Origin of the sequence: Sphingobium sp. JS3065, assembly GCF_026427355.1 — a bacterium.
In the GTDB taxonomy this organism is placed as follows: Bacteria; Pseudomonadota; Alphaproteobacteria; order Sphingomonadales; family Sphingomonadaceae; genus Sphingobium.
Window position 1 is genome coordinate 3,459,214 of the sequence record NZ_CP102664.1, and the last position, 24,021, is coordinate 3,483,234.

Below are 24,021 nucleotides of genomic sequence, written 5' to 3' on the forward strand. Positions count from 1 at the left end.
GAGTGAGGGGCGCGATCCCAACGCCCATTGACGTATATAAAGATTTCTTTATATGATCATTCCATGAGCGCGGCACTCGACATTTTCAGGGCATTGGGCGACCCCACGCGGCTGCGCATCATCTATCTTTTGCGCGCCATGGAACTGGCGGTGGGCGAAATCGCGCAGGTCGTCGGGCAAAGCCAGCCGCGCGTGTCGCGCCATGTCCGCATCCTGGCGGAGGCGGGTCTGGTCGAGCGGCGCAAGGAAGGCAATTGGGTTTTCCTGCGGCTGGGCAAGGGGGCTGAAATCGCGCCTTTCCTGACCCTGTTCGACCAGCTTGTGCCCTCGGAGAGCGAGGATCTGTGGCAGAAGGCCGACCTGGCCCGGCTGGCGGCGGTGCGGGCGGATCGCGCCCGGGCGGCGGAAAGCTATTTCGCGGAACATGCCGAGCTGTGGGACGCGATCCGGTCGCTGCATGTGCCGGAGGGCGACGTGGAAAGCGCGATGACGGCTTTGCTGGGGGCCGAACCCATCGGGCATCTGCTGGATATCGGCACGGGCACGGGCCGCATGATCGAATTGTTCGGCCCGTCGGCGGATCAGGTGACGGCGCTGGATCGCAGCCCCGACATGTTGCGGCTGGCGCGGGCCAAGCTGCCGCATGATGCGGGCGACAAATATGCGCTGGTGCTGGGCGATTTCGGCGCGTTGCCGCTGGAGCCGGGCAGCGTCGATACGGCGGTGCTGCATCAGGTGCTGCACTATGCGCAGGCGCCCGAGGCTGTAATTGCCGAGGCGGCGCGGGTGACGAGCGCCGGGGGCCGGGTGCTGATCGCCGATTTCGCGGCGCATGAACGGGAAGAGCTGCGGCTGCGCGACCAGCATGCGCGCCTCGGCTTTTCCGACGAGCAGATCGAAAGCTGGTTCGCGGGCGCGGGCCTGGAACTGGAGCGGGTGGATGTGCTGCCCGGCCAGGAACTGACGGTGCAATTATGGCTGGGACGGCGCCGGGGCGCGCGCGTGCTGCCAATCGAAGGACGACTTTCCGCATGACCTTTAGCTTCCCTTCCGTTGAAGAGGCCAGGCACGACTGGCAGGCGCCGCTCTATGCCGATCTGGCGGGCGACGTTGATGTGAGCTTCGAATTCTTCCCGCCCAAGACGGAGAAGATGGAGGAGCAGCTCTGGTCCGCGATCCAGGCGCTGACGCCGCTGGCGCCGAAATTCGTGTCGGTGACCTATGGCGCGGGCGGGTCTACGCGGGAGCGGACGCATAACACCGTGGCCCGGATCGCGAAGGAGACGCCGCTGGCGGCGGCGGCGCATCTGACCTGCGTGGCGGCGAGCAAGGCCGAGATCGACGAGGTGGCCGACGCCTATTGGGAAGCGGGCGTGCGGCACATCGTGGCGCTGCGCGGCGATCCGCCGGAAATGGGCGCGAAGTTTGAGCCGCATCCGGAAGGTTACAAGGGCGCGGCGGAACTGGTCGAGGGGCTGATGAAGCGCCATGCTTTCGAGATTTCGGTGGCGGCTTATCCTGAGACGCATCCGGATGCGTTGAGCGCACGGAGCGACATTGATAATCTGAAGCGCAAGCTGGATGCGGGCGCGACGCGGGCGATCACGCAATTTTTCTTCGAGCCGGATACTTTCTTCCGCTTCCGCGATACGGTGGCGGCGGCGGGGATCGACGCGGACATCATTCCGGGCATCATGCCGGTCAGCAATTTCGCGGCGGTCCAGCGCATGTCGGCGATGTGCAACACCGATGTGCCCGGCTGGATGGGCAAGCTGTTCGAGGGGCTGGACGATCATGCGGCTGCGCGTCAGCTTGTATCGGCGACGCTCGCGGCGGAACTGTGCCGCAAGCTGTATGCCGGCGGGGTGCGCGACTTCCATTTCTACACGCTCAACCGGGCGGAACTGAGCTATGCGATCTGTCATTTGCTTGGGCGCAGACCCCAATTGGAGAAGACGGCATGACCGCCGAGGAACGCTTCCGCGCCATGGCGGCGGAAAAGATCATGATCTTCGACGGCGGCTACGGCACGTCGATCCAGAAACATGGGCTTACCGAGGCGGATTATCGCGGGTCGCTCGACCTGGCGAAGGATCAGAAGGGCAATAACGACCTTCTGTGCCTCACCCGGCCGGATATCGTGGAGGGTATCCATGCCGCCTATCTTGATGCCGGGGCGGACATGATCGAGACGAACACCTTCTCCTCCACCAAGATCGCCATGGCCGATTATGGCTGCGAGCATCTGGTGCGGGATATCAACATCGCCGCCGCGCGGATCGCCCGCAAGGCGTGCGAGGATGCGACCGCGAAAGACGGCCGCCCGCGCTTCGTGGCGGGGTCCATCGGGCCGACGAACAAGACCCTGTCGATCTCGCCCGACGTGAACGACCCGGCCTATCGCGAGGTCGATTACGATACGCTGAAGGCCGATTATCGCGAGCAGTGCGACGCGCTGATCGAGGGCGGGGTGGATTTCCTGCTGGTCGAGACATGCTTCGACACGCTGAACGCCAAGGCGGCGGGCATGGCCGCGCGGGAGGCCGAGGCGGCGGCGGGGCGGCCCGTGCCGCTGATGCTGAGCTTCACCATCACCGATATGTCGGGGCGCAACCTGTCGGGGCATACGATCAACGCCTTCTGGTATTCGCTGCGGCATTTGAAGCCGCTGACCATCGGGGTGAACTGCGCCTTCGGGGCGGACCTGCTGCGGCCTTATCTGAGCGAACTGGCGAAGAATGCCGATACGTTGATCCTGGCCTATCCCAATGCGGGGCTGCCCAATGAACTGGGGCAATATGACGAATTGCCGGAGACGACCGCGTCGCTCATTCGCCAGTGGGTGGATGAGGAGCTGGTGAACATGGTCGGCGGTTGCTGCGGCACCACGCCCGCGCATATCGGCGCGGTGGCGAGGGCGCTGGCGGGGCAGAAGCCGCGTCAGGTGCCGGAATTGCCGGTGGTGACGCGGCTCGCGGGGCTGGAGCCGATGCATATCGCGGCGTGATGATGTGGAGGAGAGAAGTCTCTCCTCCGTTCGCCCTGAGAGAAATCGAAGGGTTGTACCGAACGTAGCGAGGTGTCTTCGCCTCCGCTCAGACAAGGGCTTCGACTTCGCTCAGCCCGAACGGAATTTGATACGATGACCACGCAATCGACCGCCACTTTCGTCAATATCGGTGAGCGCACCAACGTCACCGGTTCGGCCAAGTTCAAGAAGCTGATCATGGCGGGCGACTATGCCGCGGCCATCGACATCGCCCGCGACCAGGTGGAGAATGGCGCGCAGATCGTCGACGTCAACATGGACGAAGGGCTGCTCGACGCCGTGGAGGCGATGACGACCTTCCTGAAACTCATGACGTCGGAACCGGACATCAGCCGCGTGCCGGTGATGATCGATTCTTCCAAATGGGAAGTGATCGAGGCGGGGCTGAAATGCGTTTCGGGCAAACCCGTCGTGAACTCGATCAGCATGAAGGAGGGCGAGGAGGCTTTCCTGCATCATGCGCGGCTGTGCATGGCCTATGGCGCGGCGGTGGTCGTCATGGCCTTCGACGAGACCGGCCAGGCGGATACCAAGGAGCGCAAGGTCGAGATTTGCGAGCGCGCCTACAAGCTGCTGCTGTCCATCGGCTTCCCGCCGGAGGACATCATCTTCGATCCCAATATCTTCGCCGTGGCGACCGGGATCGAGGAGCATAATGGATACGGTCTCGACTTCATCGAAGCCTGCCGGGAGATCAAGAAGCGCTGCCCCCATGTCCATATTTCGGGCGGCCTGTCGAATTTCAGCTTCTCCTTCCGCGGCAATGAGCCGGTGCGGCGGGCGATGCATTCGGTCTTCCTCTACCACGCCATTCCGGCGGGGCTGGACATGGCCATCGTCAATGCGGGGCAACTCGACGTCTATGACGCGATCGACCCGGTACTGCGCCAGGCGTGTGAGGATGTGCTGCTGAACAGTGATCCCGAAGCGGGCGACCGCCTGGTCGCGCTGGCGGAAAGCTACAAGGGCAAGGACGCGGCGTCGGAAAAGGCCGCGCAGGAATGGCGCGGCTGGCCCGTCGCCAAGCGGCTGGAGCATGCGCTGGTCAAGGGCATCGACATGTATGTGGTCGAGGATACGGAGGAAGCCCGTCTCGTCGCCGCCAAGCCGATCGAAGTGATCGAAGGCCCGCTGATGGACGGCATGAATGTCGTGGGCGACCTGTTCGGCGCGGGCAAGATGTTCCTGCCGCAGGTGGTGAAGTCCGCCCGCGTCATGAAGAAGGCGGTCGCGCACCTGCTGCCCTTCATCGAGGCGGCGAAGGAACCGGGCGCCAAGGGCAAGGGCAAGGTCGTCATGGCCACGGTCAAGGGCGACGTCCACGACATCGGCAAGAATATCGTCGGCGTCGTGCTCCAGTGCAACGGCTTCGAGGTGATCGACCTGGGCGTCATGGTGCCATGGCAGGACATCATCAAGGCGGCGAACGAGAATGACGCCGACATGATCGGCCTCAGCGGCCTCATCACCCCCTCTCTGGACGAGATGGTGACGGTCGCGACGGAAATGCAGCGGGCGGAGATGACCATGCCGCTGCTGATCGGCGGCGCGACGACATCGCGGGTGCATACCGCGCTGCGCATCGATCCGGCCTTCAAGGGACCGGTGGTGCATGTGCTGGACGCCAGCCGGGCGGTCGGCGTGGCGACGGCGCTGGTTTCGGAGACGCAGAAGGATGCTTTCGTCGCAAAGACCAAGGACGATTATGAGCATGTCCGCGTGTCCCGCGCGAACAAGGGCCAGAGCAAGCTGCTCAGCATAGAGGAAGCCCGCGACAACGCCTTCGAGATCGATGAGAGCCTGAAGCCCGGCAAGCCCCGCCTGCCCGGCGTCCATCGTTTCCCGGACTGGGATCTGAAGGATCTGCGTCAATATATCGACTGGACGCCCTTCTTCCGTGCCTGGGAACTGGCGGGCAATTATCCCGCGATATTGGATGATGAGGTCGTCGGGGAAAGCGCGACCAGCCTGTTCAACGACGCGCAGGCGATGCTGGACCGCATCGTCAACGAGAAGTGGCTGACGGCGCGGGGCGTCGCCGGCCTGTGGCCTTGCCGTCGGCAGGGCGACGATATCATCGTCCATGTCGAGGATGAGAAGCATTTCACCCTCCCCATGCTGCGGCAGCAGATCGCCAAGCGGGAAGGGCGGGCGAACATGTGCCTGGCCGACTTCATCAGCCATGACGGCGACTGGATGGGCGGTTTCGCCGTGTCGATCCATGGCATCGAGCCGCATCTGGCGCGGTTCAAGAACGCCATCGACGATTATTCGGACATATTGTTGAAGGCGCTGGCGGATCGTCTGGCGGAGGCCTTTGCCGAGCGGCTGCATCATTATGTGCGTACCGCGCTCTGGGGCTATGCCGAGGGCGAGCAGCTTACCAACGAGGCGCTGATCAAGGAGCAATATCGCGGCATCCGTCCGGCGCCGGGCTATCCGGCCTGTCCGGAGCATAGTTTGAAGCCGCTGCTGTTCGACATGCTGGACGCGCATCATGCGACCGGCATCACGCTGACCGAGAGTTTCGCGATGCTGCCGACGGCGGCGGTCAGCGGCTTTTACTTCGGCCACCCGCAGGCCGAATATTTCGGCGTGGCGCGGGTCGGGCGGGATCAGTTGGAGGATTATGCCAGGCGGCGCGGCGTCGATCTGGAGACGGCGGAGCGCTGGCTGAGGCCGAATCTGGATTGAACCCTGACCTTCTGAACGACGTGCTCCTGCGAAGGCAGGAGCCCAGTCTAAACTTTGCCATAATATTCAAACGGCAGAACTGGGTTCCTGCCTTCGCAGGAAGCGCTTGTGGCTAACGCGCCTCGTGGTTTGCCGCGACCGCCTTCGCCACGGCCTGCATCAATTGCCAGCGCGCCGGGATCGGCTCGGTCGTGCTGCCGATCATCACCGCGACGGCATAGCTGGTGCCGTCGGGCGCCGTCATGATGCCGATGTCGTTGAACCCGGTCGAACGCGCGCCCAGATCCTGGCCCGTGCCGGTCTTGTGCAGATAGCGCCACCCCGCCGGGACGCCGCCCTTGATGCGTTGCGGCCCGGTCTTCGCCTCGCTCATGATCGACAACAGCAGTTGCGAGGAAGCGGGGGAGAGCATGTCATTCTGCTTGAGCTTCGCCAGCGCCTGCACGATGGAGGAGGGCGCCGCCCCGTCCGGCGGGCTGGCCAGATAATTGTCCAGCGCCTTCTGCCGCACCGACATGGGCAATTGGGCGCGGGCCGCGTAGAAATTGCGGCCGATCGAATAATCCTGACGCCATTCGAGACCGGCGGTCGTCGATTGCAGCAGCCGTTCGCCGGGGCCGAAGCGGATATCCTTGATATAGCGGCGGGCCAGATAGCCGCGCACCGCATCCGGCCCGCCCACGGCGCGCAGCAGCGTGTCGTTGGCGGTATTGTCGCTCTGCGTCATGGCGCGGCGCATCAGGTCGGAATAGGTGGTGGTCCAACCCGCATTGCCGACCAGCGCGGCGGTCGGCTGGTGGAAGAGGGTCAGATCCTTCTTCGTGATGGTGGTGCTGTCGCTGAGGCGAATCTTGCCCCGGTCCACCGCGTCGAGGAAGGTCATCGACACCCAGAGTTTCGACACGCTTTGCTGCGGGAAGAGCAGATTGCCGTTCCAGGCGACCGTCCAGTCGCTGCCGATGCGGCGCACGGCGATGCCCACCTTGCCGTTGAAGCTTTGGCCGAGGTTGCGGACCACGCTGACCAGGCCGGGCGGCGGGGTTTCGCGCTGGTCGACATTCAGCGCCTCGAAGGGCTTGGGCGGATTGGCGACGGGCTTGATCGGGAAGGTCGCCGTGGTGGGCTGGGGCCGTTGCTGAACCGCGGCATAGGGTTGTTGCGGCGCGCTGACGCAGGCCGAAAGCGCCGCCATCAAGAGGACAAGACGGACAGAGCTGCCCCTGCCGCCATTCGGGCCGCCGCCATTTGGACGCTTGCCGCGCCCTCCCTTCAACATGGTCATCAAAATCCCCGCACTCTCCTTTCGCATTAGGGTTCAGATGCGCGCCGGGTGACAAGAATCATGCGACGAACGATTCCACAAATGCGATGTAAGGAGGCTGAACGGGAAACCCCAACTCAGTTGAGGTTCAGGCGTCGGGCTGCAAGAAAGCGCCAATGATGAACAGACGAACCATGATGTGGGGCGCGGCGGCCCTGCTGGCGGGCGGCATGTCCGCGCCGATGGCCTGGGCTGCGCCTTTCGCATCCCGCCGGATTGCGGTCACGGCGCGGGGGGCCGGGCGCGACGTCGTGCTGATCGCCGGGCTGGCGAGCGGGCCGGGGCTGTGGAACGGGGTGGTCGGCGCGCTGCCCGGCTATCGCTGGCATCTGGTCCATGTGCGGGGCTTTGCGGGCCTGCCTGCGGACGCCAATGCCAGTGGGCCGCTGGTCCAGCCGCTGGCGGACGAGATTGCCCGCTATATCGCGGCGGCGGGGCTGGACCGGCCCGCCATCGTCGGCCACAGCATGGGCGGCACGCTGGCGATGATGCTGGGTTTGAAGGGGTTGGCCGGGCGGTTGATGGTGGTCGACATGCTGCCCGAAGGGGCGGCGATGGTCGGCGGCACGGCGCAGGGGCTGGGCTTCCTGGCCGATCAACTGGGGCAGTATTTTACCGGGACCAAGGCGGGCCGGGCCTATCTGGCGCAGATGCTGGCGGAAATGCCGGGTGCGAAGGGCAGCGATCCGGACGTCATCGCCAATGCGCTGCGCGATCTGGCCAATGTCGACCTGCGGCCGCAACTGGGGCGGCTGGGCGCGCCGATGGAGGTGGTCTATGCGGTGGGCGATGACGCGAAACAGGCGGGCGAGATCGGCCGCACCTTCCGCGCCGCCTATGCCGCCAAGCGCGGCGTCCGGCTGGTTCCCATCGGCCCCAGCGGCCATGTGGTCATGGCGGACCAGCCTGCGCGCTTCAACGCGGCGCTGGGCGATTTTCTGAAGACGGTTTGACGCCGATCAAAGCGGACGCTGCATGGAAATTGCACAAGGAGGACGGCGCTTTCAGCGCTCCCTCCCCAACTGATGGCGCAGCGCGACGGATCGCTGCGCCACTTTTTTCACGGCGTCAGCACCGTGTCGACGGCCTGCGGCAATATGTCCGGATAGTCGAGCGTATAGTGAAGGCCCCGGCTTTCCTTGCGATGCAGCGCCGAACGGACGACCAGGCGCGCCACCTCCAGCAGGTTGCGCAGTTCGATCAGGTCGGGCGTCACGCGGAAATTGCCGTAATATTCATCCACCTCCTTGGCCAGCAGGTCGATGCGGTGCTGGGCGCGCTCCAGCCGCTTGGTGGTGCGGACGATGCCGACATAGTCCCACATGAAGCGGCGGATTTCCTTCCAGTTATGCTGGACGATGACCTCTTCGTCCGAATTGGTGACGCGGCTTTCGTCCCAGGGGCGGATGGGCGGCGGGGCAGGCAGTTCGTCCCAATGGGCGCGGATATGCCGGGCCGCCGCCTCCCCGAAGACGAAGCATTCCAGCAACGAGTTGGAGGCGAGGCGATTGGCCCCGTGCAGGCCGCTTTCGGTGACTTCGCCCGCCGCATAGAGGCCGGGCAGGTCGGTGCGCCCGTCCAGGTCGATCACCACGCCGCCGCAGGTATAATGCTGTGCCGGGACGACGGGGATCGGCTCCTTTGTGATGTCGATGTCCAGGTCCAGCAGGCGCGCATAGATGGTCGGGAAATGGGTGCGCACGAATTCAGGCGGCTTGTGGCTGATGTCCAGATGGACATAGTCCAGGCCCAGGCGCTTGATCTCATGGTCGATGGCGCGGGCCACCACGTCGCGGGGGGCGAGTTCGCCGCGCTTGTCGAAGCGGGGCATGAAGCGTTCGCCGCCGCCGGGCACGCCGGGGGGGAGCTTCAGATGGCCGCCTTCGCCGCGAACGGCTTCGGTGATCAGGAAATTCTTGACCTCCAGATTGTAGAGGCAGGTCGGGTGGAACTGGTTCATCTCCATGTTGGAGACGCGGCAGCCCGCGCGCCAGGCCATGGCGATGCCGTCGCCGGTCGCCCCCCTGGGCGCTGTCGAGAAGAGATAGGTGCGGCCCGCGCCGCCGGTGCACAGGATCGTCGCCCGGCCCAATATCGCGTCGACATGATCGGTCTGCTTGTTGAAGGCGTAGACGCCCCAGACATGGCCGTCGCCCGAATATTTCTCGCCATGGCGGCTGGTGATGAGGTCGAGGGCGACCCGGTCCTCCAGCAGGGTGATGTTGGGATTGGCGCGGGCGGCCTTCAGCAGCGCGACCTGCACGGCATGGCCGGTGGCGTCGTCGACATGGACGATACGGCGATGGCTGTGGCCGCCCTCCCGCGTCAGGTGCCAGCGTTCGCCGAATTCCTCTCCACCCCCTTCATGGGCGTTGAAGGGGACGCCCAGTTCGGCCAGCCGCTCGATGGCGGCGGGGGCTTCGGAGACGACGAACTCCACCGTGCTGCGGTCGTTGAGGCCTGCGCCCGCGACCATCGTATCCTCGATATGCGCCTCGAAACTGTCACCGGCGTCGAGCACGGCGGCAATGCCGCCCTGCGCCCAGTTGGTGGACCCGCCGTCCAGCGCGCCCTTGGCCAGCACCACGACCTTGCGGTCCTGCGCCAAGTTGATGGCGGCCGTCAGCCCCGCCGCGCCGGAGCCGATGATGACGACGTCATAGGTGGTGATGGGCATCTTCGTCCTGACGTTTTTCTTATATGGGCTAGGCTGCCGCTGTCAGATTGAGGAACACATCCTCCAGGTCCGGGTCGCGGGTCACCACATCGACGATCGCCAGTCCGCTCGCCTGCACGGCGCTCAGTACCTGGCCGGCATTGGCGCGGTTCTTCATATAGGTGATGGTCAGCGTGCGGTCGTCCGACAGTTCGATCTTCTCGAAGCTGGGGTCGGCGGGCAGCGTCGCGACGTCGCGGTCGACCGTCACCTGCACCACCTTTTCCTGCGCCATGGCGATCAGTTCACGGGTCGGCTTGTCGGTGATGACCTTGCCATGGTTGATGATGGCGATGCGGTCGCACAGTTGCTCGGCTTCCTCCAGATAGTGGGTGGTCAGCACGATGGTCACGCCCTGCCGGTTCAGCTCCCGCACATAGGCCCAGAGTTGCTGGCGAAGCTGCACGTCGACGCCCGCCGTCGGTTCGTCCAGCACCAGGATCGGCGGGCTGTGCACCATCGCCTTCGCCACCAGCAGGCGGCGCTTCATGCCGCCCGACAGGGTGCGGGCATAGGCGTTGGCCTTGTCCTCCAGATGCACGGCGCGCAGCAATTCCATCGACCGGCGGCGATCCTTGGGCACGCCATAATAGCCCGCCTGATTCTCCAGCGTCTCGAACGGAGTGAAGAAGGGATCGAAGACGATCTCCTGCGGCACGATGCCGATGCTGTTCTTCGCGTTGCGGGGGTTCTGGTCGATGTCGAAGCCCCATATCCTCGCGCTGCCGCCGGTCTTGTTGACGAGGCCTGCGAGGATGTTGATCGTGGTCGATTTCCCCGCGCCATTGGGGCCGAGCAGGCCGTAAATCTGCCCCCGCGGGATGGAGAGGCTGATATTGTCGAGCGCCAGCTTGCCCCCCTTGTACATCTTGGAGAGGTTGGTGATCTCTATGGCGGCTTGCGGAGCGGGGAAGGGGGTGTCGGTCATGGCTGCCTATAGTGGGGTTGGGCCATCGGAATGGAAAGGGCGGGGCTAAAATTCGTCGGCGGCGTCCAGCAGCGCGGTGAGTTTCCTTGGCGCGACTTCGCGCCAGGCACGATGCAGCCGTTCGCCGATCTGCTCCCAATCCGTATCCCCCAGGTCGAGCCGGATGCCGACCCAGCCGTCGCCGAAATAGGCGGGGCGGTAATAGCGCGCCGGATCGCTTTCGATCAGCATCGCCTGCTCTTCGGGCGCGGTCGTCTTGACGAGGATGGCGATGACTCCATCGCCATGATGATCCTGCGTGAAATAGGCGAATTTCTTGCCCTTCTCTATGCCGAAGCAGGGCATGCCGTGCGATGTCACCTCATCTGCCTGCGGCAGGGCGAGGGCGCGCTCGCGCACTTTGTCGAGCAGCCATTCGGGCTGACGCTCGCGGGTCACGAAATCCGCGAGGGTGCGGGAATAAAGCTGATGTTCGGCGATCAGGATGCGCGCGGCCAGGCTGTCGGCGGTGTCGCCGGGCAGGATCGCGACTTGCGTCTGGCCCAGCACCGGCCCGTCGTCCAGTTCGGCGGTGACGATGTGGACCGAGCAGCCCGCATGGCTGTCGCCCGCGTCGAGCGCTTTCTGGTGGGTGTCCAGGCCCTTATATTTGGGCAGCAGGCTGGGGTGGATGTTGAGCATCCGGCCTTCCCATCCCGCGACGAATTCCGGCGAGAGCAGGCGCATATAGCCGGCCAGCGCGACATATTCCGCGCCCGCCCTGCGCAGTTCCGCGTCGATGACGGCGTCGAATTCGGCGCGCTTCAGCCCCTTGTGGCTCTGGCCGAAGGTCGCGACCCCCTCGGCGGCGGCCAGCGCCAGGCCGGGCGCTTCGGGATCGTTGGCCGCGACCAGCACGATCTCATAGGGGCAGGACGGATGCTTGGCGGCATAGAGCAGCGCCGCCATGTTCGAACCGCGTCCGGAAATCAGAACGCCGACCTTTGCCTTGGACATTTCTTACGGCCTCCGTCCGTCCTGAGTAGCCGCTGAGCCTTTCGACAGGCTCAGGACAGGCTTCGATTTCGCTCAGTCCCTGCTCAGCACGAACGGGGAAAATTTACCCCAGATGCGTCGCGGTCCAGTCCGCCTTCGCGCTCCATGTTTCCTGGCTGCCCTTGACCGTGCAGCCCTTTTCACCCGTTTCGACCGTGCCGACGCGGACCACCGTCTCGCCAGCCGCTTCCAGTTCGGCCGCCACGGCATCCGCCCCGTCCGCATCGACCGCCAGCACCATGCCGACGCCGCAGTTGAAGGTGCGCGCCATCTCCTCCGGCTCGATATGGCCCTGCGCCTGGAGGAAGGCCATCAGCCGGGGCTGTTCCCACCCATCGGCTTCGACCACGGCATGGCAGCCTTCGGGCAGCACGCGCGGGATATTTTCCAGCAGGCCGCCGCCGGTGATATGGGCGAGCGCGTTGATCCGCCCAGCCCGCACCAGCGGCAGCAGCGACTTCACATAGATGCGCGTCGGCGCCATCAGCGCGTCGATCAGCAGCACTTCATTGTCGAAGATCGCCGGGCGATTGAGCTTCCACCCCTTGTCGGCGGCCAGGCGGCGGACCAGCGAAAAACCGTTGCTGTGCACGCCCGACGAAGCAAGGCCCAGCAGCACGTCCCCCGCCTTGACCCTGTTGCCGGTCAGCGCTTGGGACCGCTCCACCGCGCCAACGCAGAAACCGGCAAGATCATAGTCGCCCGCTGCGTACATGCCCGGCATCTCTGCGGTCTCCCCGCCGATCAGCGCGCATCCCGCCTGCTTGCAACCCTCCGCGATCCCGGCGATCACTCGTTCGGCCACGCCGCTCTCCAGCTTGCCGGTGGCGTAATAGTCCAGGAAGAACAGCGGTTCGGCCCCCTGCACGATCAGGTCGTTGGCGCACATGGCGACCAGGTCGATGCCGACGCCGTCATGGGCGTCATGATCGATCGCCAGTTTCAGCTTGGTTCCCACGCCGTCATTGGCCGCGACCAGCAGCGGATCGTCGTAACCCGCCGCCTTCAGGTCGAAGAAACCGCCAAAGCCCCCCAGTTCGGCGTCGGCACCGGGGCGGCGCGTGGCCTTGGCCAGCGGGGCGATGGCGCGGACCAGCGCATTGCCGGCGGCGATGTCGACGCCAGCCTTGGCGTAGCTGTAGGATTCGTTCTCGCTCATGGTGAGCGCCACTAGAACAAAGGAGAGGAAAACGGAACGGGAAATGGGTTGCCGCTTGGCAGGGCAGGCAAATCCCGCCAAAAGGACGCGCGTGAGCCTGCCACTTGTCCTTCGCGGCCTTGATTTTCGGCCTCTGAACCTGATTCGCGCACCCTTCTTTCGGGTATTGGCGCGCCCCCTCCAGATTCTGGGCGCGGTGGCGCTCGGCCTCGCGGCGGCGGCGCTGTTCGCGCAGATGGAGGGGGAACGCGGCGTCCCCCCCATCGCCAGCGGCGGCGATTTTCAGGTGAGCCATGTGAAGGTCGACGTCTTCGCCAGGGATGCAGCCAGCGCCAGGCAGGCGGGCTGGCGGCTGGCGCAGCGGCGCGCCTGGCAGATGCTCTGGACCCGCACCCATGGCGGGACCGGTGCGCCGGGCCTGTCCGATTCGCAGCTTGAGGGCATGATCTCCGGCATAGAGATTGAATATGAGCAGGCCGGGCCGAACCGCTATGTCGCGACGTTGGGCGTCATGTTCGACCGGGCGCGGACCGGGCAGGTGCTGGGCGTCACCGGCAGCAATGTCGTGCATTCGCCGCCGCTGCTGGTGATCCCGGTGCTGTGGGACGGCGGTTCTGCGGTATCCTATGAGCGGATCAACGAATGGCAGAAGGCCTGGGCGCGATTCCGCACCGGGGACAGCGCCATCGACTATGTGCGCGTGGCCGGGTCGATCGCCGACCCGATCCTGCTGAACGCGGGGCAGACCGGGCGGCGCGGGCGGCTGTGGTGGCGCGTGCTGCTGGACCAATATGGCGCGGCGGACGTGGTGATTCCCATCGCCCGGCTGGACCGCCAATATCCCGGCGGTCCCGTGACCGGAACCTTCACGGCCCGTTACGGCCCCGATAATTTCCTGATCGGCAGCTTTTCGCTGCGCGCCTCCAGCGACAGCGCGCTTCCGCAGATGATGGACCAGGCGGCGCAGCGCATCGACCAGCTTTACACCCAGGCGCTGAATGACGGCCGCCTGCGTCCCGATCCGTCGCTGATCATCGAGGAACCGGTCGATCCCGACGCGCTGGCCATCGAAAATGCCGCCGACCTGCCGCTGGAGACGATGGCGCCGCCGACGCCGGGCGTCACGACCGGCAGCTTCGCGATCCAGTTCGACACCCCCGATGTCGGGTCCGTGGCGCAGGGCGAGGCGGCGGTGCGCTCCATCGCGGGCGTGCGTTCGGCGGCGACCAGCAGCCTGGCGCTGGGCGGCACGTCGGTGATGCAGGTCAGCTTCGACGGCACGGTCGACGCGCTGCGCGCCGCGCTGACGGCCAGGGGGTACAGCGTGGCGGTGTCCGGCAACACGCTGCGCATCCGCCGGGCCGCTGCGGGGGCTGCCCCGGCCCAATGAGACAGATCAGCCTGCCGTTCGACCGGCCGGGTCAGGGAACGGACGACGAATTTCTGGTCAGCGACGCCAACCGCATCGCCGTGCGCCATCTGGAAAACTGGCGGGGCTGGCCGCTGGCGATCAGCGTGTTGAGCGGGCCGCCCTTGTCCGGGCGCTCGACGCTGGGCCGCCACTTCGCCGCGCAGAGCGGCGGCACGGTGATCGACGATGCGCAGCGGCGGGACGACCGGACGCTGTTCAACGCCTGGAACGATGCGCAGACGGCGCAGCGGCCCCTGCTGCTGATCGCCGACGCGCCGCCCGCGATATGGCAGGTGGCCTTGCCCGACCTGCGTTCCCGTCTGGCCGCCGCGCCGCATGTCGCGCTGGAACAGCCGGACGAGGCGCTGGCCCATGCCCTGATCGAACGCTCCCTGGCCTCGGCGGGGGCCAGCTATGCCGCCGACCTGCCCGAATGGCTGCTGCGCCGGATCGAGCGCAGCTATGCCGCCATCGCCGCCGTGACGCGCCTGCTGGATGAGGCGGCCTTGTCATCGGGACGTAAGATTTCTGCCGCTATGGCGAAAGATGTCCTGCAAGGTGCGGGATTTTTGCCTATAGTCCCGGACTGAACCGGTTCTGCAACGATGAGAGATATGTGGCCGAAGCTGACCCCTCCGCCAGCCTGACCCTGCCCGGCGACCGCTATTTCAATCGGGAGCTGTCCTGGCTGGCCTTCAACCAGCGCGTGCTGGAGGAAGCGATGAACCGGGCGCATCCGCTGCTGGAGCGGCTGCGCTTCCTGTCGATTTCGGGTGCCAATCTGGACGAATTCTTCTCCGTGCGCGTGGCGGGGCTGAAGGGCCAGCAGTTGCAGGATGTCGACATGCGCTCCGCCGACGGGCTGACCCCGGCGCAGCAACTGGCCGCCATCACGGAGGAAACGGCGCGGCTGATGGGTGCGCAGCAGAAGGTGTGGGCCGCGCTGCACGGCGAACTGGCGCGGGTGGGGATAGAGGTGATCGGCCCGTCCAGCGCGCTGGACCCCAGTTGCGAGAATTGGCTGCGCGAGCATTTCCTTTCGCAGGTCTTCCCGATCCTGACGCCGCAGGCGCTGGACCCGGCGCATCCCTTCCCCTTCATCCCCAATCAGGGGCTGTCGATCGTCTTCGATCTGGAGCGGCTGTCGGACAAGGAATCGATTCGGGAACTGGTGATGATCCCGTCCTCGCTTGCCCGATTCGTGCGGATGCCGGGGGAAACGGCGCGCTATATGGCGCTGGAGGCGGTGATCCGGCGCTTTTCCGCCGATCTCTTCCCCGGATATCGGGTGCGCAACAGCGGCGTGTTCCGCATCATCCGCGACAGCGACATAGAGATAGAGGAAGAGGCGGAGGATCTGGTCCGCTATTTCCGCAGCGCCATCAAGCGCCGCCGCCGGGGCCGCGTGATCCGCATGGAGATAGAGGAGCGCATCCCCGAACCGGTCGAGGAGATGCTCCAGGACATGCTCCAGGGGCATGAGGCGATCATCGCGGAGGTGGAGGGGTTCGTCGGCATCGGCGACCTGTCCGGCATCGTCGAAGAGGACCGGCCCGACCTGAAGTTCGAGCCTTACGCGCCCCGCTTTCCGGAGCGTATCCGCGAATATGGCGGCGATTGCTTCGCCGCGATCCGGGCGAAGGACATCGTCGTCCACCATCCCTATGAGGCGTTCGACGTGGTCGTGTCCTTCCTGAAACAGGCGGCGTCGGACCCGGACGTGGTGGCGATCAAGCAGACGCTCTACCGCGCGGGCAAGCAGTCCGCGATCATCCGCGCCCTGATCGACGCGGCGGAGGCGGGCAAGTCGGTGACCGCCGTGGTCGAACTCAAGGCCCGCTTCGACGAGGAGCAGAATCTGATGTGGGCCGACGCGCTGGAACGCGCGGGCGTGCAGGTGGTCTATGGCTTCATCGACTGGAAGACCCATGCCAAGGTGTCGATGATCGTCCGGCGCGAAGGCGGGCAGTTCCGCAGCTACTGCCATTTCGGCACCGGCAATTATCATCCGGTGACGGCGCGCATCTATACCGACCTCAGCTTCTTCACCGCGGACCCGGCCTATAGCCGCGACGCGGCGGCGCTGTTCAACTATATCACCGGCTATGTCGAGCCGCAGAGGCTGGAAAAGCTGGTCATGTCGCCCCGCGACCTGCGCGACCGGCTGTGCGAGCTGATCGATGCGGAGATCGAGCATGTGCGCGCCGGGCGGCCGGGAACCATCTGGGCGAAGATGAATTCGCTGGTGGACCCGGCGATCATGGAAAAGCTTTACGCGGCGAGCAATGCGGGCGTGCAGATCGACCTGATCGTGCGGGGCATCTGTTGCCTGCGGCCGGGCGTGCCGGGCATGTCGGAAAATATCCGGGTGAAGTCGGTCGTCGGCCGCTTCCTGGAACATAGCCGCATCACCGTGTTCGGCAATGGCAAGGCGCTGCCCAACAACGGCGCGAAAGTCTATATCAGTTCGGCCGACTGGATGCCGCGCAATTTCGACCGGCGCGTGGAGTTTCTGGCGCCCGTGGAAAATCCGACCGTGCACGACCAGATTCTGGACCAGGTGATGGTCGCGAACCTGATCGACACCGAGCAAAGCTGGGTGCTGGACAGCGAGGGCCATTACAGCCGGGTCGAGGCGACCGACCGGCCGTTCAACCTGCATCGTTATTTCATGACCAACCCATCGCTTTCGGGCCGGGGCGCGTCGCTGGATAGCGGTGCGGTGCCGACCCTTCGCCTGCGCGGGCGGGCCTGAGCGCCATGAATTCCATGCTGAGCCAGATCCGGGCGATTGCCCCCGGCATGGCGACGTCGCCGCAGCAGGCCAAGGCGCGCACGGCGATCATCGACATCGGTTCCAACAGCGTGCGGCTGGTCGTCTATGACGGGCCGCGCCGTATTCCCTTCATCCTCTTCAACGAAAAGGTGATGGCGGGTCTGGGCGCGTCGCTGGGCCGGACCGGGCGGATCGAGCCGGAGGCCATGGACCGGGGGCTGCGCGCCGTGGGCCGTTTCGCCCATCTCTGCCGCGAGATGGAGGTGCAGGAGGTGCGCTGCGTCGCCACCGCCGCTGTCCGGGACGCGGAAAATGGCGATGAGTTCATCCAGCGCGCAAAGGCCATGGGTCTGGACGTCGAACTGCTGACCGGCGGGCAGGAGGCGATCGCGGCGGCGCATGGCGTGCTGTCGGGCATTCCGGGCGCGGACGGCATCGTCGGCGATCTGGGCGGCGGTAGCCTGGAACTGGCCCGTATCCGCGACGGCGCGGTGCATGAGACGATCTCGCTGCCGCTGGGCGTGCTGCGCCTGCCGCAAATCCGGGCCAAGGGGCCTGCCGTGCTGGAGCGGCTGGTCAAGAAGATGCTGGCGAAGGCGGGGTGGGACGCGCCCATGGGCCTGCCCTTCTATCTGGTCGGGGGGTCGTGGCGCGCATTGGCGCGGTTCGACATGGAACTCACGCAATTTCCGCTCCCCGTCGTCCATCAATATGAGATGCCCGCCGCCCGCGCCGAGCAGTTGACGCGCATCGTGTCCCATGTCGACAAGGCGCGGTTCAAGGATATCCCCCAGATCACCGGATCGCGCGTGCCGACCCTGCCGGACGCGGCGGCGCTGCTGTCGGTGATCGTGCGGCAGTTGAAGGCGAGCCGGCTGGTGGTGTCGGCCTATGGCCTGCGCGAAGGGTTGCTGTTCCGCGACCTGCCGCCGGACATCCAGGCGCACGACCCGCTGCTGGTCGCGGCCGAGGCGGAGGGGGAGGCGCAGTCCCGCTTCACCGGCCATGGCGACATGATCGAACGCTGGATCGCGCCCCTGTTCCTGGAGGATGGCAGCGCCTGGCGCCGCATCCGCCGGGCCGCCTGCCTGCTGGCCGATGTCGGCTGGCGCGCCAACCCCGATTTCCGGTCGGAAAGGGGAGTGGAGATCGCGCTGCACAGCAATTGGGTGGGCATCGACGCGGCGGAACGGGCGATGCTGGCGCAGGCGCTGCACAGCAATTTCGGCGGCGGCCTGTCGACCCCGCCGGGAATCGAGCGGCTGGCTTCGCCGGAGGCGTTGCAGCGGGCGACTCTTTGGGGGCTGGCGATCCGGTTGGGCCAGCGCTTGTCCGGCGGGGTCGAGGGGCCGTTGCTCGCCTCCCGGCTGGAGATGGAGGGCAATGTGCTGGAACTGCGCCTGCGCGGCGTGGACGCCGACCTGTTCGGGGAAGCGGTGGAGCGGCGGCAGCGGCAACTGGCTCAGGCCATGGGGGTCAAGTACCGGTTGGCCTGGTAGGGAACTGGGTGAGGGGGTTGCGATCCTCCGGATCGCGCGGGCCGCAGGCCCGCTCCCCCTCATCCAACTCCGCCTAGGCTCCTTCGTCGCCAAGGCTTCATATCCTTCTCCCTCAAGGGAGAAGGAATGTCCTGGGGCAACCCTTCCCACCCTGATGAAATCCCGTTAAGTCCCGGCAATGACTTCCCCTTCCGTGCCGATTGCGCGTTCGCTTTTCGTCTTCTCCATCTTCTATGGCGGCATGGTCTGCATCGCGGGCGTGCTCGGGAACAAGCAGGTCGCATTGGGGCCGCTCTCCGCCGTCGGTCCGTGGTTCGGCCTTGGCCCGCTGGCGGTGGAGGCGGGGATTTTCGCTTTCCTCCTGCTGGTGACGATTTCCAGCGCCGTCGCTGAACTCCATGGCCGGGCGGTCGCGAATTGGCTGGTCCAGGTGGGATTCCTGCCGCTGATCGCCTCCATCCTGCTGTCCATCATCGTGCTGTCCGTGCCAGCGGCGAGCGGCATGGACCCGGCGCGGCGCGACGCCTTCGCGCTGATGATGGGCGGTACGCCGCGCATCTGGCTGGGCGGGATCGTCGCCTACGGCATTTCCCAGACGCTGAACGTCACGCTGTTCGCCGCGCTCAAGGGGCAGGAGGGCAGCCGCCTGCTCTGGCTGCGCGCCGCCGTGGCGAGCATCCTTTCGCAGATCGCGGACACGCTGCTGTTCGTTTCCATCGCCTTTTACGGCATCTTCCCGATCGGGGAACTGCTGTTGGGGCAGATGCTGGCGAAGGTCGTCCTGTCGGCCATATTGGTGCCGCCGGTCATCTATGGGCTGGTCGCGCTGGGACGGCGGCTGGACCGCTAGCTTGCGGAGCCGGGCTTAGTGCCCTATGCGCCCGCGCATGAACAGCAAGCACGCCCCCGATCCGGCGCTCCTCGCCAAGGCCGAAACCCTCGTCGAGGCATTGCCCTATATGCAGCGATATGCGGGCAAGACCTTCGTCGTGAAATATGGCGGCCACGCCATGGGCGATCCCGAAGCGGCCCGCGATTTCGCGGAAGATGTGGTGCTGATGAAGGCGGTCGGCATCAACGTCGTCGTCGTCCATGGCGGCGGGCCGCAGATCGGCGCGATGCTGAAGAAGCTGGGCGTCGAATCGCAATTCATCGGCGGCTTGCGCGTCACCGACAAGGAAACCGCGCAGATCGCGGAAATGGTGCTGGCCGGCTCCATCAACAAGGAAATCGTCGGCTGGATTTCCGGCGCGGGCGGCCGGGCGGTGGGCATTTCGGGCAAGGATGGCGGCCTGGTCCTCTGCGAAAAGGTGCTGGGCAAGCGCGAGGCGGACCCCAATTCCGGCATAGAGCGCAATGTCGACCTGGGCTTCGTCGGCGATCCGGTGAAGGTCGACCGCAGCATCCTGGACACGCTGTCGCGGGACGGGATCATTCCCGTGGTCGCGCCGGTGGGCATCGGCGCGGACGGCCACACCTATAATGTCAATGCCGACACCATGGCGGGCGCCATCGCGGCGGAACTGGGCGCGTCGCGCTTCTTCCTGCTGACCGACGTGGCGGGCGTGCTGGACAAGCAGGGCCAGTTGATGACCGATCTCAACCCGGATGCGATCCGGGGGCTGGAAGCCGACGGCACGATCAGCGGCGGCATGATCCCGAAGCTGGAAACCTGCGTGCGCGCGGTCGAGGGCGGGGTGGACGCCGCCGTCATCCTGGACGGGCGGGTACCCCATGCGATGCTGCTGGAAATCTTCACCGATCGCGGTGCGGGGACTTTAGTGCGCCGGTAACCCCCATCCTCCCCATCTTCCGATGGGGAGGATCAAGAAGATCCACCACATTCTCGCGCCATGGCTTGTCCCGCGCCGCCCGCCTCGGCTAGAGCGAGTCCCAATCAATTTGGAGACCGCATGGCCTACGCCCTCTATCAGATCATCGTCATCCTGCTCGATGTGCTGTGGTGGATCATCATCATCCAGGCCATCATGAGCTGGCTGATCGCCTTCAACGTCGTCAATCTTTCCAATGATTTCGTGCGCACGGTGATGGTCGCGCTGGATCGGATGACCGCGCCCATCTATAATCCCATCCGCCGGGTGCTGCCCGATCTGGGGGCGCTGGACCTGTCGCCGATGGTGGTGCTGCTGGGCATTCTGATCATCCGTCAGGCCATATTGCCGCCGCTGTTCGGGCTGGTGTGACGGCTTTCGTCCGGGACGGCGATGATCTGCTGCTGGCCGTCCGGCTGACGCCGGGCGCGACGCGGGAGGAGGTCGGCGGCGTCTGGACGGATGAAAAGGGCGCGCGGTGGCTGGGCGCCCGCGTCCGCGCCGTGCCGGAGAAGGGCAAGGCCAATGCGGCGCTGGTCGCTCTGCTGGCGAAGCGGCTGGATTGGCCGCGCAGCGCGATTTCTCTGGAATCGGGCGACACCAACCGGCTAAAGCGGCTGCGGATCAAGGGAGGGGGCGAAGCGTTGGCATATGTCCGGCTTTCCGCCATCATCAACGAACAGGGTGACGCATCATGACCATCGGCAAGATCATTGACGGCAAGGCGTTCGCGGAGACGCTTCGCGGCAAGGTCGCGGACGGGGTGAGCGCCTTCATCGCGAAGGCGGGGCGCAAGCCGGGGCTGGCCGTCGTGCTGGTGGGCGAGGATCCGGCCAGTTCCGTCTATGTCCGCAACAAGGGCAAGATGACGGTCGCCGTCGGCATGGAGAGCATGGAGTTCAAGCTGCCCGCCGGGATCGGCGAGGAGGAGCTGCTCGACCTGGTGGAGGAACTGAACGCCGACGAACGGGTCGACGGCATCCTCGTCCAGTTGCCGCTGCCCGCGCATATCAACGAAGCGTCCGTGATCGGGGCTGTCGATCCCGCCAAGGATGTGGACGGATTCCATGTCGTCAATTCGGGCCTGCTGGCGACGGGGCAGGACGCGCTGGTGCCCTGCACGCCGCTGGGTTGCATCATGCTGTTGAAGGATGAGTTGGGCGACCTTTCGGGCATGGAGGCGGTGGTCGTGGGCCGATCCAACATCGTGGGCAAGCCGATGGCGCAACTGCTGCTGGCGGAAAATTGCACCGTGACCATCGCGCACAGCCGCACCCGCGACCTCGCCTCGGTCGTGCATCGCGCCGACATCGTGGTCGCGGCGGTGGGCCGGGCGGAGATGGTGAAGGGCGAATGGATCAAGCCCGGCGCGACGGTGATCGACGTCGGCATCAACCGCGTCGCCGATACGGAGGACGGCAAGAGCCGGATCGTCGGCGACGTCGCCACGGCGGAGGCGCTGGCCCATGTTCGCGCCATCACCCCGGTTCCGGGCGGCGTGGGGCCGATGACCATCGCGGTGCTGCTGCGCAACACGCTGGTGGCGGCGCATGCGCGGGCCGGGCTGGCGAAGCCGGAGGGGCTGTGAAGGCGCGATCCGCCTTCCTGATCCTGACTTTCCTGGCATTGGCGGGCGCGCGTCCGCCGATGCGCTATCAGCCCGACCCCAGTTCCGTCTTTGCCGCTGAACTGGCCTTCAACCGGCTGGCGCAGCAGAAGGGGCAATGGACCGCCTTCCGCGAGACCGCGGCGGAGGACGCGGTGATGTTCGTGCCGCAGCGGGTGCTGGCGAAAATATGGCTGAAGGGGCGCGCCGATCCGCCCGCCCCGGTGACATGGTCGCCATCCGCCATCACCGTGTCCTGCGACGGCAATCTGGCGGCCAGCACCGGCAACTGGAAACGGCCCGACGGATCGGTCGGCTATTTCACCACCATCTGGCGGCGCGACAAAAAGGGCGATTGGAAGTGGATCATGGACCATGGCGACAGGCTTGCCGTGGCCCGCGAAGCTCCGGAATTTCTGATCGGCAGGGTCGCGACCTGCAAGCGGCGCGGGCCGGGCGGGGAGGGCGCGCCGGTACCCGGCGACGACAGCCTGACCTGGACCGCCGACATATCGACAGACGGCAGCCGCCGCGTGACCGTGCGCATGTGGAACGGTTCGGACTATGAAACCGTGATCGACGACAAAGTGGCGGCGGGCGGATGACGGAATTGTTCATCTCCGCCTTCGTCACCCTGTTCGTGGTGATCGATCCGCCGGGCTGCGCGCCGATCTACGCCAGCCTGACCACCGGCGCGAGCCAGGCGCAGCGGCGCGGGATGGCGATCCGCGCCGTGGGGATCGCGGCCGCTATCCTGTTGCTGTTCGCGCTCTGGGGCAAGCAGTTGCTGGGCGTGCTGGGGATCGAACTGGACAGTTTCCGCATCGCAGGCGGGATCATGCTGTTCATGATCGCCATGGACATGGTGTTCGAAAAGCGCACCCAGCGTCGCGAGGACCGGGCGCAGAAGATCGCGGAAACGCCGGAGGTGGAGGATGTGTCGGTCTTCCCCATGGCGATGCCGATGATCGCCGGGCCGGGGTCGATCGCCACGGTCATGCTGCTGATGTCGCGGGCGGAAGGGATCAGCGAACGGCTGGCGGTGATCGGCGCGGTGGGCCTGACGCTGATGCTGATGCTGGGATCGCTGCTGGCGGCCGGGCCGATCATGGCGCTGCTGGGCGCCAAGATCGAGGCGGTGATCACGCGGCTGCTGGGCGTATTGCTGGCGGCGCTGGCCGCGCAGTTCGTGATCGACGGATTGAAGGCGAGTTTTTGAAAAATACCGGCGCGCCCATGCCGGGCGCACCGGCATTGTCTTTCATCAGCTCCGCACGTCCTGTTCCGTCACCGGCGCGATCTTGATTTCGACCCGGCGGTTGGAGGCCTTGCCCTCCGCCGTCGCGTTGGATGCGATCGGCTGGGTCTCGCCAAAGCCGCGCGTGGCGATGCGCGCCGACTGGACGCCATGGCTGGTCAGATAATCGCCCACCGACTGGGCGCGCCGTTCCGACAGGGCCTGATTATAGACGTCCGTCCCGTCGCTGTCGGTATGGCCGTACACGTCGATATAGGTTTTGGGATATTGCGCCAGCACCGATGACACGTCGTTCAGCGTCGGCTGGAACTGCGGCTGCACCGCCGAACTGTCGGTGGCGAAGGTGATGCCCGACGGCATGCGCAGCACCAGATTGTCGCCGTCGCGGATCACGTCCACGCCGCTGCCGGCGGTTTGTTCGCGCAGCTTGCGTTCCTGCGCGTCCATATAGGCGCCGATGCCCGCGCCCGCGACCGCGCCGATGCCCGCGCCCAATATCTTTTCGGTGCGATCATGCCGCCCGCCGACCAGATCGCCCAGCAGATAGCCGCCCAGCGCGCCGCCGATGCCGCCTATCGCGGCCTTGGAAATGGTGCGGTTGCCGGTGTTCGGATCGGTGGTGCAGGCCGTGGTGGCCAGCATGGCGGCCAGGCTGGCCGCGCCGATGATGCGATTTAAATTCCGCATGGATTTCAATTCCCTTTTCTCGTGCTTCCGACAAGCGGCGGATACGGCCC

Annotated in this window: 22 protein-coding genes; 16 read left to right on the forward strand and 6 right to left on the reverse strand. The window is 65.8% G+C overall.

The window, feature by feature from the left end:
- Positions 1-63: 63 nt before the first annotated feature.
- The 4 genes from NUH86_RS16960 to metH all read left to right on the forward strand — a co-directional run bounded on the left by NUH86_RS16960 (position 64) and on the right by metH (position 5,743).
- Positions 64-1,035 carry an ArsR/SmtB family transcription factor gene (locus NUH86_RS16960; RefSeq protein ID WP_267250577.1) on the forward strand — a complete coding sequence of 324 codons (972 nt, stop codon included), beginning with the start codon at positions 64-66 and terminating at the stop codon, positions 1,033-1,035.
- Positions 1,032-1,964, forward strand: coding sequence for a methylenetetrahydrofolate reductase (metF, locus tag NUH86_RS16965; RefSeq protein ID WP_267250578.1), 933 nt, complete (start codon positions 1,032-1,034; stop codon positions 1,962-1,964). The genes NUH86_RS16960 and metF overlap by 4 nt, the downstream gene beginning before the upstream one ends.
- Positions 1,961-3,007 (forward strand): homocysteine S-methyltransferase family protein, encoded by a 1,047-nt coding sequence (locus NUH86_RS16970; protein WP_267250579.1) that lies wholly within the window; start codon positions 1,961-1,963, stop codon positions 3,005-3,007. Before metF ends, NUH86_RS16970 begins: the two co-directional genes overlap by 4 nt.
- 72 nt (positions 3,008-3,079) lie before the next feature.
- On the forward strand, positions 3,080-5,743 hold the full coding sequence (metH, locus tag NUH86_RS16975; RefSeq protein ID WP_267250580.1) for a methionine synthase: 2,664 nt from the start codon (positions 3,080-3,082) through the stop codon (positions 5,741-5,743).
- 112 nt (positions 5,744-5,855) lie between these two features.
- Here the strand turns inward: metH and NUH86_RS16980 are convergent, their stop codons facing one another.
- Positions 5,856-7,025: a serine hydrolase gene (locus tag NUH86_RS16980; RefSeq protein ID WP_267250581.1), complete on the reverse strand. Its 1,170-nt coding sequence runs from the start codon at positions 7,023-7,025 to the stop codon at positions 5,856-5,858.
- Between the two features lie 155 nt (positions 7,026-7,180).
- On the opposite strand from NUH86_RS16980, the gene NUH86_RS16985 reads away from it, so the two are divergent.
- Positions 7,181-8,017 carry an alpha/beta fold hydrolase gene (locus NUH86_RS16985; RefSeq protein ID WP_267250582.1) on the forward strand — a complete coding sequence of 279 codons (837 nt, stop codon included), beginning with the start codon at positions 7,181-7,183 and terminating at the stop codon, positions 8,015-8,017.
- Between the two features lie 107 nt (positions 8,018-8,124).
- On the opposite strand, the gene nadB is transcribed toward NUH86_RS16985, so the two are convergent.
- The 4 genes from nadB to purM form a co-directional block, all read right to left on the reverse strand.
- Complete coding sequence (gene nadB, locus NUH86_RS16990; protein ID WP_267250583.1) at positions 8,125-9,741, reverse strand: L-aspartate oxidase; 1,617 nt, start codon at positions 9,739-9,741, stop codon at positions 8,125-8,127.
- Positions 9,742-9,769: 28 nt separating this feature from the next.
- Positions 9,770-10,708, reverse strand: a complete 939-nt coding sequence (locus NUH86_RS16995; protein WP_267250584.1) for an ABC transporter ATP-binding protein — start codon at positions 10,706-10,708, stop codon at positions 9,770-9,772.
- A gap of 45 nt (positions 10,709-10,753) precedes the next feature.
- Positions 10,754-11,704 (reverse strand): phosphoribosylglycinamide formyltransferase, encoded by a 951-nt coding sequence (gene purN / locus NUH86_RS17000; RefSeq protein WP_267250585.1) that lies wholly within the window; start codon positions 11,702-11,704, stop codon positions 10,754-10,756.
- A gap of 103 nt (positions 11,705-11,807) precedes the next feature.
- Positions 11,808-12,902, reverse strand: coding sequence for a phosphoribosylformylglycinamidine cyclo-ligase (gene purM / locus NUH86_RS17005; RefSeq protein WP_267250586.1), 1,095 nt, complete (start codon positions 12,900-12,902; stop codon positions 11,808-11,810).
- 91 nt (positions 12,903-12,993) lie between these two features.
- On the opposite strand from purM, the gene NUH86_RS17010 reads away from it, so the two are divergent.
- From NUH86_RS17010 to NUH86_RS17060, 11 genes are all read left to right on the forward strand, one after another.
- Positions 12,994-14,292 (forward strand): heavy-metal-associated domain-containing protein, encoded by a 1,299-nt coding sequence (locus tag NUH86_RS17010; RefSeq protein ID WP_267250587.1) that lies wholly within the window; start codon positions 12,994-12,996, stop codon positions 14,290-14,292.
- The gene (locus tag NUH86_RS17015; RefSeq protein ID WP_267250588.1) at positions 14,289-14,903 is read left to right on the forward strand and encodes a chromosomal replication initiator DnaA; all 615 of its coding nucleotides are present in this window, start codon (positions 14,289-14,291) and stop codon (positions 14,901-14,903) included. Before NUH86_RS17010 ends, NUH86_RS17015 begins: the two co-directional genes overlap by 4 nt.
- Before the next feature lie 26 nt (positions 14,904-14,929).
- A complete protein-coding gene (locus NUH86_RS17020) occupies positions 14,930-17,068 on the forward strand; it encodes an RNA degradosome polyphosphate kinase (protein WP_267250589.1) in 2,139 nt (712 codons plus the stop codon).
- A gap of 5 nt (positions 17,069-17,073) precedes the next feature.
- Positions 17,074-18,588 carry a Ppx/GppA family phosphatase gene (locus NUH86_RS17025; RefSeq protein ID WP_267250590.1) on the forward strand — a complete coding sequence of 505 codons (1,515 nt, stop codon included), beginning with the start codon at positions 17,074-17,076 and terminating at the stop codon, positions 18,586-18,588.
- A 178-nt stretch (positions 18,589-18,766) separates the two neighbouring features.
- Complete coding sequence (locus NUH86_RS17030; RefSeq protein WP_267250591.1) at positions 18,767-19,438, forward strand: queuosine precursor transporter; 672 nt, start codon at positions 18,767-18,769, stop codon at positions 19,436-19,438.
- 25 nt (positions 19,439-19,463) lie between these two features.
- On the forward strand, positions 19,464-20,381 hold the full coding sequence (gene argB, locus NUH86_RS17035) for an acetylglutamate kinase (protein WP_267250592.1): 918 nt from the start codon (positions 19,464-19,466) through the stop codon (positions 20,379-20,381).
- A gap of 120 nt (positions 20,382-20,501) precedes the next feature.
- Positions 20,502-20,792 (forward strand): YggT family protein, encoded by a 291-nt coding sequence (locus NUH86_RS17040; RefSeq protein ID WP_007688568.1) that lies wholly within the window; start codon positions 20,502-20,504, stop codon positions 20,790-20,792.
- Positions 20,789-21,118 (forward strand): DUF167 family protein, encoded by a 330-nt coding sequence (locus tag NUH86_RS17045; protein WP_267250593.1) that lies wholly within the window; start codon positions 20,789-20,791, stop codon positions 21,116-21,118. Before NUH86_RS17040 ends, NUH86_RS17045 begins: the two co-directional genes overlap by 4 nt.
- Positions 21,115-22,008, forward strand: a complete 894-nt coding sequence (gene folD / locus NUH86_RS17050) for a bifunctional methylenetetrahydrofolate dehydrogenase/methenyltetrahydrofolate cyclohydrolase FolD (protein WP_267250594.1) — start codon at positions 21,115-21,117, stop codon at positions 22,006-22,008. The genes NUH86_RS17045 and folD overlap by 4 nt, the downstream gene beginning before the upstream one ends.
- On the forward strand, positions 22,005-22,631 hold the full coding sequence (locus NUH86_RS17055) for a hypothetical protein (protein ID WP_267250595.1): 627 nt from the start codon (positions 22,005-22,007) through the stop codon (positions 22,629-22,631). The genes folD and NUH86_RS17055 overlap by 4 nt, the downstream gene beginning before the upstream one ends.
- On the forward strand, positions 22,628-23,245 hold the full coding sequence (locus NUH86_RS17060) for a MarC family protein (protein ID WP_267250596.1): 618 nt from the start codon (positions 22,628-22,630) through the stop codon (positions 23,243-23,245). The genes NUH86_RS17055 and NUH86_RS17060 overlap by 4 nt, the downstream gene beginning before the upstream one ends.
- A 45-nt stretch (positions 23,246-23,290) precedes the next feature.
- On the opposite strand, the gene NUH86_RS17065 is transcribed toward NUH86_RS17060, so the two are convergent.
- On the reverse strand, positions 23,291-23,971 hold the full coding sequence (locus tag NUH86_RS17065) for an OmpA family protein (protein WP_267250597.1): 681 nt from the start codon (positions 23,969-23,971) through the stop codon (positions 23,291-23,293).
- Positions 23,972-24,021: the final 50 nt, after the last annotated feature.

Coding starts and splice junctions, on each gene's coding strand:
- NUH86_RS16980 (WP_267250581.1), bottom strand. CDS start 7,025: ATGACCATGTTGAAGGGAGGGCGCGGCAAGCGTCCAAATGGCGGCGGC.
- NUH86_RS17060 (WP_267250596.1), top strand. CDS start 22,628: ATGACGGAATTGTTCATCTCCGCCTTCGTCACCCTGTTCGTGGTGATC.
- purM (WP_267250586.1), bottom strand. CDS start 12,902: ATGAGCGAGAACGAATCCTACAGCTACGCCAAGGCTGGCGTCGACATC.
- NUH86_RS17040 (WP_007688568.1), top strand. CDS start 20,502: ATGGCCTACGCCCTCTATCAGATCATCGTCATCCTGCTCGATGTGCTG.
- folD (WP_267250594.1), top strand. CDS start 21,115: ATGACCATCGGCAAGATCATTGACGGCAAGGCGTTCGCGGAGACGCTT.
- purN (WP_267250585.1), bottom strand. CDS start 11,704: ATGTCCAAGGCAAAGGTCGGCGTTCTGATTTCCGGACGCGGTTCGAAC.
- NUH86_RS17065 (WP_267250597.1), bottom strand. CDS start 23,971: ATGCGGAATTTAAATCGCATCATCGGCGCGGCCAGCCTGGCCGCCATG.
- NUH86_RS17015 (WP_267250588.1), top strand. CDS start 14,289: ATGAGACAGATCAGCCTGCCGTTCGACCGGCCGGGTCAGGGAACGGAC.
- NUH86_RS16995 (WP_267250584.1), bottom strand. CDS start 10,708: ATGACCGACACCCCCTTCCCCGCTCCGCAAGCCGCCATAGAGATCACC.
- metF (WP_267250578.1), top strand. CDS start 1,032: ATGACCTTTAGCTTCCCTTCCGTTGAAGAGGCCAGGCACGACTGGCAG.
- NUH86_RS16970 (WP_267250579.1), top strand. CDS start 1,961: ATGACCGCCGAGGAACGCTTCCGCGCCATGGCGGCGGAAAAGATCATG.
- nadB (WP_267250583.1), bottom strand. CDS start 9,741: ATGCCCATCACCACCTATGACGTCGTCATCATCGGCTCCGGCGCGGCG.
- NUH86_RS17030 (WP_267250591.1), top strand. CDS start 18,767: ATGACTTCCCCTTCCGTGCCGATTGCGCGTTCGCTTTTCGTCTTCTCC.
- NUH86_RS17025 (WP_267250590.1), top strand. CDS start 17,074: ATGAATTCCATGCTGAGCCAGATCCGGGCGATTGCCCCCGGCATGGCG.
- NUH86_RS16985 (WP_267250582.1), top strand. CDS start 7,181: ATGATGAACAGACGAACCATGATGTGGGGCGCGGCGGCCCTGCTGGCG.
- argB (WP_267250592.1), top strand. CDS start 19,464: ATGCGCCCGCGCATGAACAGCAAGCACGCCCCCGATCCGGCGCTCCTC.
- NUH86_RS16960 (WP_267250577.1), top strand. CDS start 64: ATGAGCGCGGCACTCGACATTTTCAGGGCATTGGGCGACCCCACGCGG.